The sequence below is a fragment of the Streptomyces sp. AA1529 genome, assembly GCF_000280905.1.
Lineage (GTDB): Bacteria > Actinomycetota > Actinomycetes > Streptomycetales > Streptomycetaceae > Streptomyces.
On record NZ_ALAP01000078.1, the window covers coordinates 261,143 to 281,009 of the forward strand.

Genomic DNA, 19,867 nt, shown 5'->3' on the forward strand with positions numbered 1-19,867 from the left:
TCACGCGGCCACCGCCGCGGACCAGATGTCGCGCAGGCTGCGCGCCTGGAGTACGGCGTCCACCGGCACCGGGCGGTCGAGTGTCCGCTCCAGCAGCCCGATCAGCCGCAGCAGGTGCACGGAGTCCCACCCGGCCAGTTCGGTCAGCTCCCGCTCGGCGTCGGCGGGTGCCAGTGCCGTGCCCAGGTGGGTGTTGGCGAGCTGGATCAGCTCCTCGACGGTGTGCATGTCGCCACCTCCGCCCCGTCAGCGGTCGGCTCGGTCGGCTCGGTCGGCTCGGTCGGCTCGGTCGGCTGTACAGGCTCGTCGGTCAGTTGCAGCCGCAGCGTGACGTGCCCGGGGACCGGCGGGAGCGTCCGGAGCGGATGTGCGAACCGCACCTCGCCCGCGCGGGACTCCGCACCGTTCTCAGGACCGGCTTCCGCCGCGGGGGCGGGGGCCGGGCCGGTGGCGCGGTCGCCGCCCGGCCGGGCACCGGGGCCGCCGACCACGCGGAAGCCGTGCCGGGGACAGAGCGTCCGCACGGCAGCGTTGGCCCGGGTGGGGCGCCAGACGGCGTGCACGGCGGTCAGCCCGGCCTCCCGCGCCGCCGCCAGCAGCCCGCCGAGCAGGGCCTCCTCGATACCGCGGCCCAGCACCCGGCAGCTCAGCAGCAGGTTCTCCACCCGCAGCCGGTCGCCGTCGATCCGCGCGAAGACGGCACCGACCACGCCCTCGTCCCCGAACCGGTCGGCGGCCCGCACCGCCAGCACCGCGGCGCCGGGCGCGGCGGCGCACTGCCGCACCTGCTCGGTGCCCAGCCGCTCCCCGGTCAGGTTGAACCGGTTGGTGCGCAGGGTGAGCTGGGCCAGCCGGGCCAGTTCGTGCTCCCGGGCGGGTGAGACGTCCACCCGCAGCTCCAGGGTGGCGAGAAAGGCGCGGTGGTCGGCGGAGGCGGCCTCGGAGCCGACCCGCGCCGCGCGCCGGGCGTAGCGCACCGGCCGCAGCCGGTCCTCGTCGGTGAGCGCCGGGGTGTCGAACCAGCCGTCCGCGAGCAGATGTTCGGTGTGCAGCGCGGGCTCCGCGTCCAGCTCGACCACGGCGGCGCCGGGCACTCCCGCGCGCACGCTCGCCCGCTCGAAGGGCGTGTCGTCGGCGAAGACCACCGCCTCCGGGGCGAGACCCAGCCGCTCGGCGACGGTGCGCACGCCCTCGGCCTTGGAGCCCCAGTCCGCGACCACGGTCGCGAAGTCGTCCGGGCGCAGCGGGAACTCGGGGTGCTCGGCCAGGGCGCGGCGGACGGCCCCTGCGTCGTTGCGGCTGCAGACGGCGAGCAGCACACCCTGCGAGGCGAGCTGTCTGACGGTCCGCTGGAAGGCGCCGAAGGCCGCGCCGCGCAGCGTACCGGCCGCCGTGACGCCCTCGGGCCCGTCCTCGGCCAGCACGCCGTCCCACAGGGTGCCGTCCAGATCGAGCACCAGACACTTCTTGGCCTCGCCGCGCAGCGCGCGGATCAGATGGGCGGCCTCGCGGGCGTAGTGGGCCAGCAGTTCGGCGGTGCAGTGCGCGTCGGCGTAGGCGCCCAGGCGCGGCTCGTCGGCGCGGACGCCCGCGCTGGTGACCGGCTCCAGATCCAGGACGGCGAGCCCGGCGGACGGCCGGGCCATGTGCAGCAGGTCGGCGTTGAACTGCTTCCACAGGCCGCTCAGTTCGGCGCGCTGGGTGAGGGAGGTGAGCTGGTGGGTGAAGCGGCGCAGCAGCGGCACGGTGTTCAGCACCAGGGTCGCTCCCCTCGGCGCGGAGGCCGCGTGCGCCTGGGCCAGCTCGCCGAGCACCCTGCGCCGGCGCTCCGCGGCGACGCTCACCTCGAGCGGCTGCCACGGCACCTCGACCTTGTCCCAGACGGTGAGCGGGTCCAGCACGCACAGGGTGACCTCGGGCGCGTGCGCGTACAGCGGGGAATTCGGGTCGGCCAGGTCGCCCAGGTAGCCGCCGCTGCCGCACACCCGGGTGCGGGCCAGGATGCCGTGCCGGGCGAGCTGCGCGGTCAGTGCGGGCACCACCTCCCCGACCGTGCCCCGTCCGGTGACGGCGACGCGGACGACGGGGGTGTCCGGGTGGTGGGCGAGCACCTCCTCGGGGTCGAGGGGGGCGAGCACCCGGCCGGCGAAGTCGAGCGCGTCCCGGTCCGCGCCGGCCAGCAGTTCCCGGACGGCCGGGTACTCGGCCGCGAGCCTGCCCCGGGCGTGCAGGGTGCGCAGCGCGGCGCCCGGGGCCGGTGCGGGGTCTCGGTCAGGCATCGGACGCCTCCACGGTGAAGCCGGCCCGGATCCACTTGCTGGACTCCACGGAGAGGACCAGGGCGCGCTGAGCGGGGGTGAGCAGCGGGAGCAGGCGGTCGAGTTGGTGGAGGACCAGCGCGTTGCCGGTGTTGCCGGTCTCCGCGACACAGGAGACCGGCTCCCACTCGAGCCCGCGCCCCAGCTCACTCGTGATCCGCTCGGTCATCCGGCCGCCCAGCTGGGGCGGCAGCAGATAGTCGACGCTCTCGGGAGGCCAGTCCGCCGCGGTCAGCAGCGCGTCCCGCAACTCGCGGGCCAGTTCCGGCACCCGCTGCTCGACAGCTTTGTAGTCCTCGCTCACCGGAGTGCGGGGGGCCGTGCCGGACCGCAGATCCGCGGCGCCGAACCACTCGACGCGCTGCCCCGGGGGGAGTCCGAGCCCGGCCAGCCGGTGTTCGAGGTGGGTGAGCGCTGCCCGGGCGCCGGGCCGCGGCCTGCCGCTGACGACGGCCGCGCCCGCGCCGTCGCCGAACAGTACGTAGTTGACCAGCGCGGCCGGCGGCAGGTCCCGGAAGTCCTGGCCCAGGTCCAGGTGTTTGCTGCACACGTCGCCGCCGACCACCAGGCCCAGCCCGGCCGGGCCGAGCGACAGCAGGGCGCGGGCCACGGCGAACGCCTGGACCGCACCGCCGCACCCGGACTGGAGCTGGTAGGCGGCGGCTCCACGGATGCCGAGCCGGTCGGCCAGCAGGGCCGCGGTGCTGGGCATCAGCGCGTCCGGGGTGGCGGTGGCCAGCACGATGAACCCCACCTCGGACGGGTCGGCACCGGCGTTGGCCAGGGCCCGGTCCGCCGCGTCGGTGCACAGGTCCTCCAGTGTCCAGCGCGCCCGGCCGGTGTCCAGGTCGACGGCGAAGTGCCGGGTCCGGGTGCCGATGAACGTCTCCACCCAGGCGGACGGGATGCCCAGGCGCTCGGCGAGCCGGTCGTTGCCGACCGGTTCACCGGGCAGCGCCGTTCCGGTGCCCAGCAGATGCACGGGCGGCTCTCCCGCCCCCGGGGCCCTCACACGGCCGCCGGTGCCGGCAGGCCGCGCAGATACGCGGCGAGGGAACCGATGCTCACCAGACCGGCGATCATCTCGGGCAGCGACAGCTCGCCCAGTTCGGGAAAGCGCATCTCCAGCCGGTACTTGAGCTCCATCAGCATCACCGAGTCGAAGCCCAGGTCGTCGTGGAAGCGCACGTCCTCGCCGAGTTCCTCCGGCGCGCTGCCGGTGATCTCGGCCACCACGGCGCGGACCCCGGCCCCGAAGTCCGGCGGCGCCGCCGCACCGGACGGCTCCGGGCCGGACGGCTGCCCGGGCGTGCCGTGCGGGCCCGGGCCGGTGGCGGTGCCGGTGCTCGTCCCGGTGGCGGTGCGCGGGCCGGTGCCGTCGTCCGGGTACGGACCCGGGCCGGGCCCGGCGTGGTCGGCGTGGTCGGCGGGCTCGGCGGGCTCGGCGTGGTCGGGGTGGTCGGCGTGGTCGGGGTGCGGTACCGGCGCAGGGGCCGGGGGCGGCTGCCGCCAGGAGCGCCACCGGGTGGCGAAGACGTGCGGTGCCATCCGTACGGTGCGCCGGTCGGCGGCCGCGTACAGCCGCTCCCAGCGCGGGTCGAGGCCGTCCTCGTAGAGCCGGGCCACCAGCTCGGCGAGGTCCCGCGGGCCGGAGTCGGCGCCGCGGCAGGGGGTGAGCACCGGGAGACCGCGTGCGGCACCGATCCGGCCCAGCACGGGGGCCAGTACGGGGCCGGGGCCGATCTCGACCAGGTGCGTGGGCGGGTCGGCGCACAGCGAGCCGACGGCGTCGGCGAACCGGACGGTCGCCGTGATCTGCGCCGTCCAGTACGCAGCGTCCGGCGCGGCCCCCGCAGGCAGCGGTGCGCCGTGCACCGTGGAGTGGAACGGGATGCGCGGCGCCGCGGCGGGCACCCCCTCGGCGGCGTCCGCGAAAGCGGCCAGCATCGGCTGCATCAGCGGCGAATGGAAGGCGTGCACGACCGGCAGCGTGGTGCAGCCGAGGCCGCGCCGCCCCAGCCGCTCCCTGACCCGGGCCAGGCCCGCCAGGGTGCCGGAGAGCACGGTGGCGCCGGGAGCCTCGACGGCGGCGACCGCGCACCGCGGCTCGGCCTCCACGGCTGCCTGCGCCTCGGCGGCCGAGGCCCGGGTGGCGAGCATCCCGCCACCTTCGGGCAGCGCCTCCAGCAGCGCGGCCCGCCGGGCCACCAGGCGGGCGGCGTCGGCCAGTTCCAGCCCTCCGGCGACCACCGCGGCCGCGAACTCGCCGATGCCGTACCCGAGCACCGCGCAGGGCCGGACCCCCAGCTCCCGCAGGGCGGCGGCGAGCGCGTACTCGACGGCGAACAGCGCGGGCTGGGCGAGGCCGGTGCGGTGCACGCGGGCGCCGCGGGACAGCAGCAGCTCGTGCACCGGCTCACCCGTCCAGGGGCGCAGCGCGGCCGACGCCTCCCGCAGGAAGCCGCGGTAGAGGGGCGAGCCCGCGTACAGCGCGGCCGTCATACCGGGGTGCTGGGAGCCGTGACCGGAGAAGACGAAGGCCACCGCGGGCTCTTCGGACGGGGCGGTCCGGCCCGGTGCGGCCTCCGCGGCGGCCCGCAGTTGCCCGGCCAGTTCCCGCGGGGTGCCGGCCACCGCAGCGCACCGGACCGGCCGTGCGGCCCGCACCCGGTTGCTCGTCCGGCACAGCGCCGTCACGTCCCGCTCCGGCAGGTCCGCGGCCGCGGCCGCCTGGACGCGGAGGTTGTCGCGCAGCGCGTCCGGGGTGTCGGCGGAGAGGGTGAACACCCCCACGGCGGACGGCTCTCCGGCCGCCGGTCGCGGGTGCGGCGGGTGCGGCGGGTGCGGCGGCGGCCCCAGGACGAGGTGTGCGTTGGTGCCGCCCATGCCGAAGCTGGAGACGCCGACGCGGAGACCGGGCCCGTGGGCGGCCAGCTCCAGCGGCTCGGTCAGCAGCTCCATCCGCCGCCGAGCCAGGCCCAGTCGCTCGTTCTCGGCGCCCGCGGCCGGTCCCGGCGGCACGATGCCGTGGTGCACCGCCAGCACCGCCTTCACCAGTCCCGCCATCCCCGCGGCGCCCTCGGTGTGGCCGACGGCGCTCTTCGCGGAGCCGACCGCGAGGGGCGCCGTGCGGGGGCCCTGCCGGGCGCCCAGCGCGTCGTCGAGCGCGAGCACTTCGATGAGGTCGCCGAGCGCGGTGCCGGTGCCGTGCGCCTCGACGTACCGGATCTGCCCGGGCTCGGCGCCCGCGCGCAGCCGCGCGGCGGTGACCACGTCCCGCTGCGCGGCGCGGTGCGGCGCCATGATGCCGTTGCTGCGGCCGTCCTGGTTGACGGCGCTGCCGTGCAGCACGGCGTACACCGGGTCGCCGCGCCGCACCGCGTCGTCCAGCCTGCGCAGCACCAGTACGCCCACGCCCTCGCCGCGGCCGATGCCGTCGGCCGCGGCCGTGAACGGTTTGCACCGGCCATCGGCCGCGGCGAGTCCGGCCTGCCGGTAGATCCGGTCCAGCGCGGTGCCGATGACGATGTTGACGCCGCAGGCCAGCGCCAGGTCGCACTCGTCGGCCCGCAGCGCGGTGCACGCCAGGTGCACGGCCACCAGCGACGAGGAACAGGCGGTGTCCACGGTGAGGCTGGGGCCGCGCAGATCGAACTGGTAGGCGAGCCGGTTGGCCAGCATGGAGCGCCCGCTGCCGGTTCCGGTGCGCGGGGTGATCCCGTCCGGGTCGGCCAGCGCCAGCCGGGCCCAGTCGTCGGACATCGCCCCCACGTAGCTGCCGGTGCGGCTGCCCGCCAGCCGGGAGGGCGGCAGCCCGCTGTCCTCGACCGCCCGCCACGCGCACTGCAGCAGCAGCCGCTGCTGCGGGTCCATGGCGGTCGCCTCGGCGATGGGGATGCCGAGGAATCCGGGGTCGAAGGCGTCGGCGTCGGCCAGGAAAGCGCCCGGCGCCGCGCCCCGGAAACGGGAGGGCGGCGGGGCGCCGACGGCGTGCGCGGTGCCGTTCAGCAGCCGCCAGTACCCGGGCGGGTCGGGCGCCCCGGGAAAGGCGCAGTCCAGACCGACCACGGCGACGGCCGGCGGGTTCGTCCCGGGCGCCGGGGCACCGGTCGCGGCGTCCGGCTGCGGCGCGGCGCCCCGGAGCGGGACGGTTTCCTCGGGCAGGACGGCTTCCTGGTGCGGCGCGGCTTCCTGGTGCGGCATCGTCACACCTCCGCCGGTCCGTCGGTGCGGGCGGGTCCGCCGCGCGCGTACTCGTCGGCCAGGCAGCGGGCCAGCGCCTCGACCGTCGGGTGGTCCCAGGCGACGGTGGGCTCCATGAAGAGCGCGAACTCGTCCTCGATGTCGCCGTAGAGGCTCAGCGCGGCCACGGAGTCCAGCCCGTACTCCGCGAAGGGCGTGCGCGGATCGATGTCCTCGGCCGGTCGGCCCAGGAACTCCGCGAGGCGGTCGGTCAGCCACCGCGCGAACTCGCGCTCCCCCAGCGCCGCGGGGAGCGCCGCCCGGGTCGGGCCCGGCGGACGGCTCCCCGGCGGATCCGGGACCCGGGCCCCGGTCGGTTGCGGCATCATGGCATGCTCCTCAGCCGGCGAGCGGGGTGTCGTACAGGTCGTAGCTGCGTCCCTCGTGGTAGCGCGCGAGTACCTCGTCCAGCAGGTGCCCTTCCACCTCGGAGGGCAGCTCGGGCAGCGGGCGGCCGAGCCGCCTGACGAGCCGGGCGAGGGCGGCGGTCAGCCACCCGGGGCCGGCGAGGAAACCGGCACCGGCCGGCTGCGGCCCGGCGCTCCCGGCGGAACCCGGGGGCCGGCCCCCGTCCGGGTCCCGGCTCTGCCGGCGCCACACTCCCAGGCAGGCGGCGGCCGCCAGCAGCAGCGCATAGCGGTCCGCGCCCGCGTAGGCGCGCGGGCTGGCCAGTACCGTGCGGTCCCTGGCGGGCATGGCCGCGCACTCCTCCTGGAGGGCGCGCAGCTCCGCCTCCAGCTCGCCCGCCAGCGCGGTCAGCGCCGGGCGGTGGACGCCGGTGCGGGCACCGTCGGCCGCCAGTTCCCCGGCGGCTCCCACCAGGGAGCAGGCCAGCGAGTCGGAGGTCGCCACGAGGGCGAGCCGCGCCGGGTCCAGCGGGGGCAGCGGGTCCCGGATCCGGAACAGCCCGTCGGGCGCGGGTGTGCCGCCGCACCACGCGGTGCGGGCCAGCCGAGGCAGCTGCGGGATGATCGTCGCCTGGCAGGCGGCGGTGCCCGCATGGCCCAGGCTGATCATCGGCAGGTCCCGTACATGCTTCTGGAAGGCCCCGTACTCGCCGCCGCGCACATAGAAGTTGGCGCCCAGCACGACGGACAGGTCGTAGGTGGTCTCCGTCAGCAGCTTGGGCAGCAGATACTTGACGGCTGCCGCGTACACGCTGGTCTCGGCGGGCAGCAGATGGACGGCGCGGGTGGCGGCCAGCGCCAGGCAGTCGCAGATCAGCAGGTCGGTGAAGGCGCCGACGAGGGTGGCGCGGGCGTGCGGGATCTCCAGCACCGAGCGGTTGTAGAGCTGCCGGTCGAGGGCGAAGCCCACCGCGGTGCGCAGGGCCGTGTCGCCCCCGCCCAGGATCATCGAGGGAACGACGCTGCGGGTGATCTGGAAGGATCTGAGGGCCAGTTCGACGCCGTCGCCCACCTCTCCGACGAGCGCGTCCCCGTCGACGGGGCAGTCGGTGAACTCGATGCCCGCGTTCTGGCAGCCGCGCACCCCGACGGTGTGGTAGCGCGGCAGATAGCGCAGCCGTCCGGCGGGGAGGCGGTCCTTCTCGACCAGCAGCACGGAATGGCTGCGGCTGCCCGCCGCCTCGTCGGTCCGGCTGAAGAGGACGAGCGCCTCGGCCCGTACGACGTTGTTGATGACCTGCTTGACGCCGTCGAGCCGGAACCCGCCGTCGGCGGTGGGGGTGGCCCGGAACTCGTTGCGTACGAAGTCGTTGCCGTGCGCCAGCTCGTGGTAGGCGATGGCCAGCCGGCCGCCGTTCAGCAGCAGTTCGGCGACCCGGCGGCGCTGCTCCTCGGTCCCGGCCGCCCAGACCGCCACGGCGGCCAGGAACGTGGTGGCGCCGTAGCCGAGGCCCAGGCTGGCGTCCCGGCGGAAGACGGTGCGCAGCACCCGTCCCAGGGTGTCGACCCGGTCGAGCCGCCCGCCCCGCTCCCGGGGCACGAACTCGGCGTTCAGCCGGAAGTCGGTGAGCACGTCCTCCGCCTCGGCGAGCAGTTCACCGCGCTCGTCGGCGGCCAGCAGGGCTGCGGTGCCCAGCGGATTGCCCGGATCGTCCGGAGCGCCGAAGCGGCGTTCCAGATCGGCGATCCGGTGCTGGATCCGGAGCTCCTCGTCGGCCCCGGTGGCCTCGCCCTCGGCCTTGCGCTCGGTCGGCGTCAGCATGGCGGTCCCTCCGCTGTGCGGCAGGGGAACAGCGAGAACAGCTCCCCCGCCGCGTACTGTGCGGCCATCCGTTCCAGCAGCCGCTCGTACAGCGGCTCCCGCGCCTCCTCCTCCACCCCCCGGGGCCGCGGCAACGGCCCCGTACTGCCGGGTACAGCTTCCTCCAGCCCGCTCGAGAGCCGGTCCAGCACCGCATGGAGCCACAGCGGCGACGGAGCGGCCCTCCCTGCGCCGCCCCCGCCGCCCCCGCCGTCTCCGGCGTCTCCGGCGTCTCCGGCGCTCCCGCCGTCCCCGCCGTACCGCCACAGCCCCAGCGCACAGGCGGCGGCCAGGCAGCCGCTGTAGCCGCGGGCCAGGTCGAAGCTCTCCACGGGCGCCCCGCCGGGCAGCAGCCGGGCCGCGCCCATCCGGGTGTGCAGCCCGCGGCAGGCGGCGGTGAGGGTACGGGCCGCACGCGCCGCCGGGACCAGCCGGACGTCGTCCGCGGCGGCGCGGACGAGCACCGCGGTACTGCCGGGAAGCGAGGCGGCCAGCGTGCTGCCGTGCCGGGCCAGCAGACTCAGCGCCTCCGGCCGCAGCCGGGGCAGCGGCCGGTCCGCGGAGAAGGTGGCGGCCTCCCAGTCCCGGTGCCGGACCGCGCCGCTTCCGGCCGGTGCCGCGAACCCGCGGGCCAGCGTGCGGAACTGGGCGGTGAGCGCGTACAGGTTCACCATCGTGTTGCCGTCGAAGATCCCCACGATCCGGTGGTCGCGCTCCAGTTTCTGGAAGCGCCCGTGCGCGTGGTGGTCGCTGAGGAACGCGCGCGCCCCCAGCACACCGCGCAGCCGCAGCAGGATCCGGTCCACCGTCGTGGGCACCAGGTACTTGGCCACCGCGGAGGTGACGCTCAGCTCCTCGGGCAGTGTGTGGATGCTGCGGGCCGCGACCAGGCTGAGCGCCTCGGCGGCCAGCAGGTCGGCGTAGCACTCCGCCAGCGTCCGCCGTACCAGGGGCAGGTCCAGCATCCGCCGCCCGTACAGTTCGCGCCCCGCGGCGAAACCGTAGGCCAGCCGCAGCCCGTGGTCGGCGGCGCCCAGCGACAGCCCGGTGCACAGCGAGCGGGTGATCTGCAGCGCCTTCAGCACGGTCTCGGGGCCCTCGCCCTCCCGGCCGACCAGCCCGTCCCGGCCGACCGGCGCCGCGTCGAAGGCGATGCCGCTGATGTCGGCGCCGCGAATGCCCAGCGTGGGCACCTTGGGCAACGGACGCCACGTCCCGTGCGGCAGCCGGGTCTTGTCCACGAGCAGCAGACTGAAGCCGCGCGGCCCGCCCTCCGGCGCGGTGCGGGCCAGCAGGCAGACCAGCCGGCCGCGGGTGGCGTTGTTGATCAGCCACTTCTCGCCGGTGATGCGGTAGCCCTCCGGTGCCGCCTCGGCGACGACCTCGCCCGCCATCAGGTCGCTGCCGTGGGCGCGTTCGGTGAGCCCGAGCGAGACCAGCTCCCCGGCGCGCACCAGGTCGGCCAGCCGCGCGGTCCCGGCGCTCTCCTCGGCGACCCAGACGCAGACGGCGCCCAGGAAGGTCTTGCCGTGTGCCACGGCACTCGTCAGATCCCGCCGGGCCAGGGCGCGGACCACTTCCAGGAGCTGCGGCAGCCCGGTGAGCGCGCCGCCGTACCGCGCGGGCACGTAGTAGTGCGGCACGCCGATGCGGTCGAGTGCGGCGCAGACGGCCGCCGGGAACTCCTCGGCGGCGTCCTGGCGGGCGGCGGCCGCGTAGCCGAGCGGGCCCGCAGCGTCCTCGGGGTCGCCGAGCAGGGCGTCCAGCCGTTCGGCCAGCGGCAGCCCCGCGGCCGGTTCCGGGTGCACCGGTGCGGGTGCCGGCTCCGGCGATTCCTCCGGCTCCTCCGGTTCCTCCGCGGCCCCGGACGACGCCGCGGGTGCGGGGGGCGAGGAGCCCGCGGCGGACGGTCCACGCTGCGGCGTCCGCCGCCCGCGCACCACCGTCACCCTCGCTCCCCGGCGCCGCGGCGGCTGTCGGCCCGCGCGTCGGCCGCGGCCTCCACGAGCTTGCGCACCTCGGGCGCGACCACCTCGTGCAGCGGATGGATCTGGCCCTCCAGGAACATCTGCCGCATGGCGCGGCGCTGCAACTTGCCGCTGGTGGTCCGGCGCACCGTGCCGGGGCGCACCAGCAGCACGTTCTCGGCGGCGACCTCGAACTCGCTGGCCACGCGCTGCTGCACGTCCGCCGCCAGCGACGCCAGCCGGGTGTCGTAGCTGCGGCTGGTGCGCACCTCCTGGACGACGACCACATGGTCGCGCTCCGACTCCACCGAGAACGCGGCGCTGGACCCGAAGAGGGCGCTGACCTGCTGCACGCTGCGCTCGATGTCCTGCGGGTACAGATTGCGCCCGGAGACGATCATGATGTCCTTGAGCCGCCCGGTGACGAACAGCTCCCCGCCCTCGCGCACTCCCAGGTCCCCGGTGCGCAGGAAGCCGTCGGTACCGTCCGCCAGGGTGGCGCGGAAGGCGTGCGCGTTGTCCAGCGGCCGGTTCCAGTAGCCGTGCGCCACGCTCTCCCCGCGCACCCAGATCTCACCGACCCGGCGGTCCGGCAGTGGCGCGTGGCTCTCCGGGTCCACGATCCGCACCTCGCAGCCGCGCGGGATGCCCGAGCTGACCAGGGTGCGGCTCGGCCTGCCCGGCCGCGCCGCGCGCACGGTGTGGTGCTCCAGGTCGGCGCTGTCCACGGTGCGCTCCAGCGCCGGCGCTCCGGGCGACCCGCCGGAGACCAGCAGCGTGGCCTCGGCCAGCCCGTAGCAGGGGTAGAACGCCTCGCGGCGGAAGCCGGTGGACGCGAACCGCTCGGCGAACGCGTCCATGGTCTCGGCGCGCACCGGCTCGGCGCCGTTGACGGCCGTCGTCCAGCGGGAGAGGTCCAGTCCCGCCGACTGCTCGTCGGTGACGCGGCGCAGGCACAGGTCGTAGCCCAGGTTCGGCCCCCCGCCGGTGGTGATGCCGTAGGTGTCGATCATCCGCAGCCAGTTGACCGGGCGTTTGACGAAGCTGATCGGCGGCAGCAGCACGCCTCTGCTGCCCAGCCACAGCGGATGCAGCAGGTGGCCCGCCAGGCCCATGTCGTGGTGGAACGGCAGCCAGCCGCCGACCACCGAGTCCGCCGTGGTCCGCATCCCCTGCTGGATGGCCTCCTGGTTGGCGAGCAGATTGCGGTGGGTCACCATGACCCCCTTGGGGTCGCTGACCGACCCGGAGGTGTACTGCAGGTAGGCGACGTCGTCGGGGAACAGCCCGGGCTCGTGCCACTGCGGCTCGCCGCCACCGGCCTCCTGGGTGCCCGCCGCACCGGCCACCGCCCGGTCGGTGGCCAGGCAGACGACCTCGGGGTGGCCGATGGAGGCCAGCAGCTGGGAGACCGCGGAGGCGTTGGCCGAGTCCGTCATCAGATAGCTGACGGCGGCGTCCTTGATGATGTTGGCGACCCGCTCCACGTTCTGCCGGGCGCCACCGGGCGGCGGCGCCGGGACGGCCACCGCTCCGGCGAACAGGCAGCCGAGGAAACTGGTGACGAACTGGGCGCCGTCGGTGTGCAGGATCAGCACCCGCTGGCCGTGGCAGCCGCGCGCCTGGAGCCAGGCGGCCAGACGCAGGGAGCGCGCACCCACCTCCCCGTAGCTGAGGGAGTCGGCCTCGAGCCGGTCGTCGTGCCCGGCCCGGACGAACTGGTAGGCGGTCGCGTCGGGCCGCTCGTGGATCCTGCGCAGTGCGAGTTGCGTGAAGTTCCTGGGCACAGCAATCATCGCCCCCATAGCCCCGTTGGCGACCCGCCCGACGGGCGGGCCTTTGCAGACGACCGCGAACGTGTCATCTCTGGCGAGAGCTTGACGTGGTTCTCTCAAGTCCCCCTTTATTCAGCGTGGACCGGGCCTGTTCCTCCTCTTCCTGCTCCGTCACGTCGAAGTGCGGCACCACCCAGATCAGTCCGTACGTGGACAGCGCCCGCCACACCGCCGCCAACACCTTGCGCACCCACACCGTGGCCTCCCGGGATTCCGAAACGGGGGCCCAGGATGCGCGCGCCCGCTCGACGACGGCTCCAGAAATCCGCGGCACCCGCGCCGCCCCACCGTGCGCGCCCCCGACCCGTTGTCGCCGGTGCCGAGGAGACCGGTGAGACCGCCGGGGGCGGACCACGGCAGGCACAGCCAGCCCTTCGAGCCCGGTCTCGGGCCACCGGCGCAGCGGTCCGCATGCCCCGATGAGCGCATGCTCCTCGATCAGTGTCGCCACCCGGGCTCCCCGAAACCGTCTGCGGCTCCACGGCCCCACCAGCACAGACCGTCGCCGTGGAGCACCGCTGGGGTGCGGTCGCAGCGGTACCGGTGCGGCCCGCGGCGCCCGGGCCGGCCGGGGGCGCCGGTCCGCGGCTGCGGTGGGAAGTGCGGTGCCCGGTGCCGGGGCCGGCACCGGGCCGGGCACGGGTCAGCGGCTGGGCGGCGGGGGCGCGTGCGGGGCGCCCTCCTCGGCCGCCAGGACATGGGTGAGCAGCCGCTGGCGGGCCGGGGAGAGCCGGCCCCGGTTCCAGTGCGAGGCGGTGAAGCAGGCCGCGGCCGTCCGGGGTCCGACGGTGGCCCGGCCCGCCTCGAAATACCCGTCCCGCCAGCGGGCCGCCACCTTGCGCACCGCCTCGGCGTGCCGGGCCAGCGCGGCGCGGTGCTCCTCGGGGAAGGCGTGCAGCGCCTCTTCGCGCGGGATGCGCCAGTACGCGGCGATACGGGCGGCGGCCTGCTCCCGTGCCGCCCGGGCGCCGGCCGCCGCGAAGCCTCTGGGGCCGTGGCCGGTCTGGCGGCTCAACGCGTGCCACACCCCGCGGTGCTCCCGGCCGGTGATGCCCAGTCCGGCGAAGAGCTCGCGCAGGATCAGCAGCGAGTGCCGCCAGGCCGCGGACCGGTCCTCCCCGCCGGGATGCCGGGCGTGGTGATCCAGCCAGGCGAAGGAGTCGATGCTGAAGAGATCGTGCGCGTACGGCATCGAGGCCGGACCGCCGAACAGGTAGTGCTCGTGCTCGTAGACCACCGGCACGGGCCGGGTGCGCGCCCCCTGGCACCGTGCGAACCGGTGCAGCAGCGCGGTACGCAACTCGGCGGCGTCCTGCGGCCCGAACGCCTGGAAGCGCACCCGGACCGCGGGATCCTGATGCGTGAAGAAGAAGTTCCGCGCCCGCTCCGCGCCCAGGAATTCCCGTGCCACCACGCCGAGTTCGGCGCAGAACTCGGCCCGGGCCCGCGCGTCCCGTGCCACGGTCAGATTGACCTGCGCCCAGGGCGCTCCGGCCCCGGCGTCCCGGGCGGCGGCGAGCCCGGCGGTGATCCCCGCCGACAGCGCCGCCCGGCCCCGCGACCGCAGCTCCCGCAGCCGCCCCACGACTGCGGGCCGGGCACGCCCGGGACGCAGCAGATACCAACCCTCGGGCAATTCCCGCCCCCTTCACCGGTGACCGCGCCGCCCGCGATCACGTCCTGGAAAGGAGGTGCCCGCCCTCGGGAGCATCCAACGACGGCCCCATATTCTTCATATGACCGGCAGTTGTACGCCGGTGCAGAGCAGCGGGGCAGCGGGCGCCGGAGCGTTTGCAGCACCCGACCGCGGCGCGGGCGGCGCCCGAGGCCGGTGCAAGGCGCCCGAAGCGGGCGCGTGCGCTCACCGCTGCCGGCACACCCACGGAGGCGTGGTCGGCGGACGCAGGCGAGAGCACCGGACGCGGGTGAGAACGCAAGAGGCAGGCGAGCGCACCCGACGTGTGCAAGAGCACCCGGCTCCGACGAGAGCACCCGACACAGAACAGAACCGGCCATCCTGCACCGGAACGAGAGCACCCGTCACACCGACGCACACCCGACCCGGACCGGCAGCGCCCGGCGCAGACCAGACCACCCGGCACCGGCGAGAGCACCCGTCACCGGAGAGAGCGCCTCAGCGCGCCACCTCACCTCCGGGAACGGCGCCCTCGGCGGCCGCGGGCCCGACGTCCTGTGTGCTGCTCCTGCCGGGTGCCGCCAGGGCGGCGGCCCGTTCGCGTGCGGTGGCCGCCAGGGCCGACCGGCCGACCGCGTCGGCGAGCCGGGCCTGGCCGAGCCAGTTGTAGGGGCTGGTGGGGCGCAGGGCGAGGCGTTCGCTCAGCAGGGCGCGGGCCAGGTCCAGCCGCCGGGCGCGCAGCGCCGCCTCCAGGAGGGTGCGCTGCACCGCGTCCCGCTGCGCATGGCTGCCGCCGAACGTCGCGAACCGGCCGCGCAGCGGGAAGAGCAGGTCGACGGCGTCCTCGTACCGCTCCTGGGTGAAGGCGAGGAGCGCCCGGCAGACCGGCAACCCGATCTCGGCCGTCATGGCGTGGTTGGTGACGCCCGGATGCGAATGCGTCGCCCACTCCTTCCGGTCGGCCAGCAGCGCTTCGGCCTCGCGCACCCGCCCCGCGCCGAGGTAGGCCATGACGGCGTGGGTGTCGTTGAAGGCGTAGTGCGGTCCGTCGCCGCGGGCGGCCCAGGCGTCCGCCAGCGGGGCCCACCGGTCCCCGACCGCCGCGCGGTCGTCGTCGCCTCCCAGGTGGAACCGCCACAACAGCGAGGAGGCGTCCAGCAGTTCGAGGGCGAGGCCGCTGGTGACCGCAGGGTCGAGCGCGGCGTCGTAGACCTCCAGCACCCGGCGCGTGTCGCCCGCCTCCAGCGCGTAGAGGGCATAGTGCCACCAGTTGTGCACCGCCATCATGTTGCCGGCGCCCCACTCCGGCCTGCGGGCGTCGAGAAACCGGATGCCTTCCGCGAACCTGCCCTGCATCTCCAGGGTGTGCACGACGGCGTGGATGCCCCATACGTCGCCCGGGTGCCGCTCCACTGCCGCCCGGGCGGTCTCCTCGGCCCGGGCGTAGTGGCCGGACTCCTCCAGCCCGAAGCCGAGCATGCCCAGCAGCGGGCCGTGGTGCGGATCCTCCTCGTCCCAGGCCGTCAGCGCGCCGGCGATCCGGTCGCGCAGCGCGGCGGCGTTCCCGGTGAAGAAGTCGATCTGGTGTCCGACGACCAGCGCCAGGGCGTCCCGGGGCCAGGCGACGGCGATCTCGCGCAGCACGGCGCCGGCCCGCGCGATGTTCCCGTCCAGCCAGGCGGCAGCGGCGGTCAGATGCGCCTGTTCGCGTGCGGTGCGGGCCCCGTCGTCCGCCGCGGCCCGGAAGCGCGCGAACTCCTGGCGGGCCGCGGCCGCCTGGCTCTGCTCGGTGCCGAGCAGCCCGAGGTACGCGGCGAAGACCTGGCCCAGCGGTGCACCGGGCGCCAGCCGGCGCAGCTCGGCGACGGACTCCGCGACATCGCCGCGGAAGAAGAGCAGCGAGTCGACGGCGCTCTCGTACCAGGTGGCCGCGGCGTCACCCGCGGCGCCGCTGCCGAGGCCGCTCATCTCCAGCCCGTGCCGGTCCCGCCGCCCGGAGGGGCGGCCCCCGGCGGCAGCTCCGTTCGCTCCGTGCGCGCGGGAGGAGACCGAGGCGCGTGCGTCAGCCGCTACCGCCTCGCGCCGTACGGCGTCGGCCGGCACCGCCCCGGTCTGCAGGGCGTCGGCCGGCAGCACGCCGACTCGTACGGCGTCGGCCGACGCCCCGTCAGCCGGTGCGGCCTCCGGGCCCTCCGCTGCCGTGGCCGCCGTCCGTGCCGTCCTGCCGCCCGCCGCGTCTCCTGCGTCCCCCGCGCCCGGTACGCCGCCCATTGCCGCTCCTCCCGCCGAGACCGCCGCCCCCACCGACCGGGGCGGCCTTCCCCCGCGGCATACCCCGTGCCTGCCGCGGTGCCTCGTGCCGCGCGGGTGAAGATCCGGACGGCCAGTGGACGGGGCGGGTCAGTGCGCCGGGGACGGTGGTGGTCCCGTCGCCGTGGGCGGCGTCCAGCTGCGGCTGGGTCAGGAAGAGCGCGCCTGCCAGGTCGGCGCCCCGCAGATCGGCGTCGCGCAGATCGGCGCCCAGCAGGTCGGCCCGGTGCAGATCGGCTCCGCTCAGGTCGGCGGCGATCAGGAGTGCGCCGCGCAGTGTGGCTCCGCGCAGTTGCCCGTCCCGCAGCCGCGCGCCCGCCAGATCGGCGCGCCGCAGGTCGCGGCCACCGAGGCCGTGCCGGACCCGCTCGCTGACCTGTTCGAGTACCGGCCCCACCCGTGCCCGCCAGGCGGCCACGTCCACGCCGCGCAGCCGCGCGGTGTCCCCGTCGACCAGCGCCTCGATCTCCGCGATCAGCGGACGTGCCGCGGCGCCGTGCCCGGTGGCTTCGGCCTCGGTGAGCAGCCACAGCAGTTCGTGCAGCGGTCTCGTCACCCGGAAGACGGCGAACATTTCCGGCCCCGGGGTCAGCCCGGGCCGCGCGGTCACCCGCTGCCCGGCCCCGTAGCAGTCGAAGACGGCGCAGCCGGTGAAGCCGCTCTCGCGCAGCCCCGCGTGGATCGAGCAGCGGTTCTCCGCGGTCAGGTGCGTGCACCGCTGTCCGGCCGGTTTGTCGGCGGCGAAGTCCGCCGAGGCGGTGAACGGCAGCGCCACACAGCACAGCCCCGCACATTGTTCGCAGTCGGCCCGCAGCCGCTGCCCGCTCCCCTGGCCTCCGGACCCGTCCATCCGCCCAACCTAGACCCTCCCGAGAGGGGTCGAGCACGCCAGGGGGCGTGGGGGCCGAGGACCGGAGGGACGCAGCGGATCGTGCCGGGAACGGGCGCCGCGCCGGGGCACCGGTCAGGGCTTGCGGGCCACGGCGCCGAACTGGGCGACGCTCTTCTCGTCCTCCGCCGCGTGTCCGGGGCGCCAGCGCGCGCACGAGACGATTCCGGGCGCCAGCAGTTCCAGCCCCTGGAAGAAGCGGGCGACCTCGGCGCGGGTGCGGGCGGTGATGGGAGGCGTGGCGTTCTCGTTCCAGAACTCCATCGCCTCGACGTTGGCCTCACCGCCCAGTTCGAGCGTGGGATGGGTGAGGGCCAGATAGCTGCCGGAGGGCACGGCCGACATCAGGGTCCGCACGATCTGCACGGCCTCGTCCGTGTCGGCGACGAAGTTGAGGACGCCCAGCAGTATGACGGCGACCGGCCGGTCGAAGTCCAGGGTGTCCTCGGCGGCGTCCAGGATCGCCCGGGGCTGGTGGGCGTCGGCCGCGATGTAGTCCGTCACCCCCTCCGGGGAGCCGACGAGGAGGGCGCGGGCGTGGGTGAGGACGGTGGGGTCGTTGTCGACGTAGACGATCCGCGCGGTGGGCGCCGTCCGCTGCGCCACCTGGTGGGTGTTGTCCGCCGTGGGCAGGCCGGTGCCGATGTCGAGGAACTGGCCGATGCCCGCGTCGCCCGCCAGGTACCGCACGGCGCGGCCGAGGAAGGCGCGGTCCGCGCGGGCCACCTCGCGGATGCTGGGGTACATGGTGGTGATGTGGTCGCCGACCTGCTGGTCGACGTCGTAGTAGTCCTTGCCGCCCAGCCAGTAGTTCCACACCCTGGCGTTCTGCGCGACGTGCGCGACGGGGGGCGGCTCTCCCGGCGGGTCGCTGCGTTCGCTCACGTTGGCGCCCTCCACTCGACGGCTGCACTGGAGCTGTCACCGAGTCTAGGCCGCCCCGCCGGTACTGCGGCAGCGCAGCGCGGCGGAAGACCCCGCTGACGCCCTCGGCAGGAGAGGCCGACGGGTTGGCACTTCCTCCAGCCGGTCCTGGCAGATGCTATAGGAACAGCACTCACGCATTGCAGATGCGAGCGCATAACCCATACGTTGACGCACATGCAGTCGTACACCATCGGGCAGGCCGCGCGCCTGCTCGGCGTCAGCCCGGACACGGCCCGACGCTGGGCGGACGCGGGGCGGGTCGCCACCCACCGCGACGAGAGCGGGCGCCGAGTGATCCAGGGGCGCGACCTGGCGGCCTTCTCCGTCGCCCTCGGCCAGCACACCGGCGAGGACGAGGAGGCCCCCTACACCTCGGCCCGCAACGCGTTCCCCGGCATCGTCACGGCCATCAAGCTGGGCGACGTCGCGGCCCAGGTCGAGATCCAGGCGGGGCCGCACCGGCTGGTCTCGCTGCTGACCCGGGAGGCGGTGGAGGAGCTGGGACTGGAGGTCGGCATGCAGGCCACCGCCCGGGTGAAGTCGACGAACGTGCACATCGACCGCCCCTGAGCGCTGCGGGCGCAGGCCGCCGTCCCGGCCGCGCCCGCAGCCCCTCCCCCTCCCCCGTCCCCGTCCGTTCCGCGCCTCCGTCCGTTCCGCGTCCGCCGCCCCCACGCACCGTCCTCGTCCGTTCCGCCGCACCCGTGCACCCCGCCGCCGCACGCACCGCATCAGGAGTTGCCGTATGCGTTCAGCCGCCTTCCCCCTCCCGACACCCCGCCGGGCACTCGCCGCGCTCGGCGCCGCCGCCCTGCTCCTCCCCCTCGCCGCGTGCGGCGACGACAGCGACGAGCGCAGCGGCGGCGGGAGGACCGAACTGACGGTGCTCGGCGCCGCGTCCCTCACCGACGTCTTCAAGGCGGCGGGCAAGGCGTACGAGAAGGAGCACCCCGGCACCCGGGTGAAGTTCTCCTTCGCCGGTTCGCAGGCGCTGGCGGCGCAGGTCGAGCAGGGCGTGCCGGCGGACGTGCTGGCCACCGCGGACACCACCACCATGCGCGGCGTGCGCAGCGAGACCGGCAAGCCCGCGGTCTTCGCCAGGAACCGACTGGTCATCGCGACGGGCGAGGGCAACCCGAAGAAGGTGAAGAGCCTGGAGGACCTGACCGACAGCTCGCTCAAGGTGGTGCTGGCCGCGCCCGAGGTGCCCGTCGGGCGCTACGGCAAGCAGGTGCTGGAGGCGCAGAAGCTGAAGGTCGAGCCCGTCTCGCAGGAGCCGGACGTGCGGGCCGTGCTCAGCAAGGTGGAACTGGGCGAGGCGGACGCCGGACTGGTCTACAAGACGGACGCGGCCACGGTGCCCGGGAAGGTCGACGCCGTCGACATACCCGACCGGCAGAACGCCATCGCCTCCTATCCCGCCGCCACCCTGAAGAGTTCCGGACACCGCGAGGAGGCGGCGGAATTCGTCCACTGGCTGAGCACTCCTCCGGCGCAGAAGCTGCTGCGCAAGGCCGGTTTCCAGCACCCGTGAC

14 protein-coding genes are annotated in these 19,867 nt (G+C 75.5%); 2 read left to right on the top strand and 12 right to left on the bottom strand.

The features are described 5' to 3' along the window. The 12 genes from A949_RS0123420 to A949_RS0123480 form a co-directional block, all read right to left on the bottom strand. Positions 1-228: an acyl carrier protein gene (locus A949_RS0123420; protein ID WP_019358475.1), complete on the bottom strand. Its 228-nt coding sequence runs from the start codon at positions 226-228 to the stop codon at positions 1-3. Then, positions 207-2,279 carry an HAD-IIIC family phosphatase gene (locus tag A949_RS34275; protein WP_019358476.1) on the bottom strand — a complete coding sequence of 691 codons (2,073 nt, stop codon included), beginning with the start codon at positions 2,277-2,279 and terminating at the stop codon, positions 207-209. The genes A949_RS0123420 and A949_RS34275 overlap by 22 nt, the downstream gene beginning before the upstream one ends. Continuing rightward, positions 2,272-3,300 carry a 3-oxoacyl-ACP synthase III family protein gene (locus A949_RS0123430; RefSeq protein WP_019358477.1) on the bottom strand — a complete coding sequence of 343 codons (1,029 nt, stop codon included), beginning with the start codon at positions 3,298-3,300 and terminating at the stop codon, positions 2,272-2,274. The genes A949_RS34275 and A949_RS0123430 overlap by 8 nt, the downstream gene beginning before the upstream one ends. A gap of 26 nt (positions 3,301-3,326) precedes the next feature. Continuing rightward, entirely contained in the window at positions 3,327-6,521 is a 3,195-nt protein-coding gene (locus A949_RS0123435; RefSeq protein WP_019358478.1) for a type I polyketide synthase, read from the bottom strand. Positions 6,522-6,523: 2 nt separating this feature from the next. Further along, entirely contained in the window at positions 6,524-6,889 is a 366-nt protein-coding gene (locus A949_RS0123440; protein WP_019358479.1) for an acyl carrier protein, read from the bottom strand. 10 nt (positions 6,890-6,899) lie between these two features. Then, entirely contained in the window at positions 6,900-8,729 is a 1,830-nt protein-coding gene (locus A949_RS0123445; protein WP_019358480.1) for an acyl-CoA dehydrogenase family protein, read from the bottom strand. Further along, a complete protein-coding gene (locus A949_RS0123450; protein ID WP_019358481.1) occupies positions 8,723-10,717 on the bottom strand; it encodes an acyl-CoA dehydrogenase in 1,995 nt (664 codons plus the stop codon). Before A949_RS0123450 ends, A949_RS0123445 begins: the two co-directional genes overlap by 7 nt. Continuing rightward, positions 10,714-12,531 (bottom strand): fatty acyl-AMP ligase, encoded by a 1,818-nt coding sequence (locus tag A949_RS0123455; protein WP_078534202.1) that lies wholly within the window; start codon positions 12,529-12,531, stop codon positions 10,714-10,716. Before A949_RS0123455 ends, A949_RS0123450 begins: the two co-directional genes overlap by 4 nt. 682 nt (positions 12,532-13,213) lie before the next feature. Next, the gene (locus A949_RS0123465) at positions 13,214-14,206 is read right to left on the bottom strand and encodes a thiopeptide-type bacteriocin biosynthesis protein (protein ID WP_106428876.1); all 993 of its coding nucleotides are present in this window, start codon (positions 14,204-14,206) and stop codon (positions 13,214-13,216) included. Between the two features lie 498 nt (positions 14,207-14,704). Continuing rightward, on the bottom strand, positions 14,705-16,477 hold the full coding sequence (locus A949_RS34280; protein WP_019358485.1) for a tetratricopeptide repeat protein: 1,773 nt from the start codon (positions 16,475-16,477) through the stop codon (positions 14,705-14,707). After that, on the bottom strand, positions 16,374-17,366 hold the full coding sequence (locus A949_RS34285) for a pentapeptide repeat-containing protein (RefSeq protein ID WP_078534141.1): 993 nt from the start codon (positions 17,364-17,366) through the stop codon (positions 16,374-16,376). The genes A949_RS34280 and A949_RS34285 overlap by 104 nt, the downstream gene beginning before the upstream one ends. A gap of 114 nt (positions 17,367-17,480) precedes the next feature. Beyond that, a complete protein-coding gene (locus A949_RS0123480; protein ID WP_019358487.1) occupies positions 17,481-18,290 on the bottom strand; it encodes an SAM-dependent methyltransferase in 810 nt (269 codons plus the stop codon). 207 nt (positions 18,291-18,497) lie between these two features. Between A949_RS0123480 and A949_RS0123485 the strand changes: the two genes are divergently transcribed. Together A949_RS0123485 and modA are read left to right on the top strand one after the other, a co-directional pair. After that, positions 18,498-18,902: a TOBE domain-containing protein gene (locus tag A949_RS0123485; RefSeq protein WP_074998215.1), complete on the top strand. Its 405-nt coding sequence runs from the start codon at positions 18,498-18,500 to the stop codon at positions 18,900-18,902. A 175-nt stretch (positions 18,903-19,077) separates the two neighbouring features. Further along, the gene (gene modA, locus A949_RS0123490) at positions 19,078-19,866 is read left to right on the top strand and encodes a molybdate ABC transporter substrate-binding protein (protein ID WP_019358489.1); all 789 of its coding nucleotides are present in this window, start codon (positions 19,078-19,080) and stop codon (positions 19,864-19,866) included. Position 19,867 lies beyond the last annotated feature (1 nt).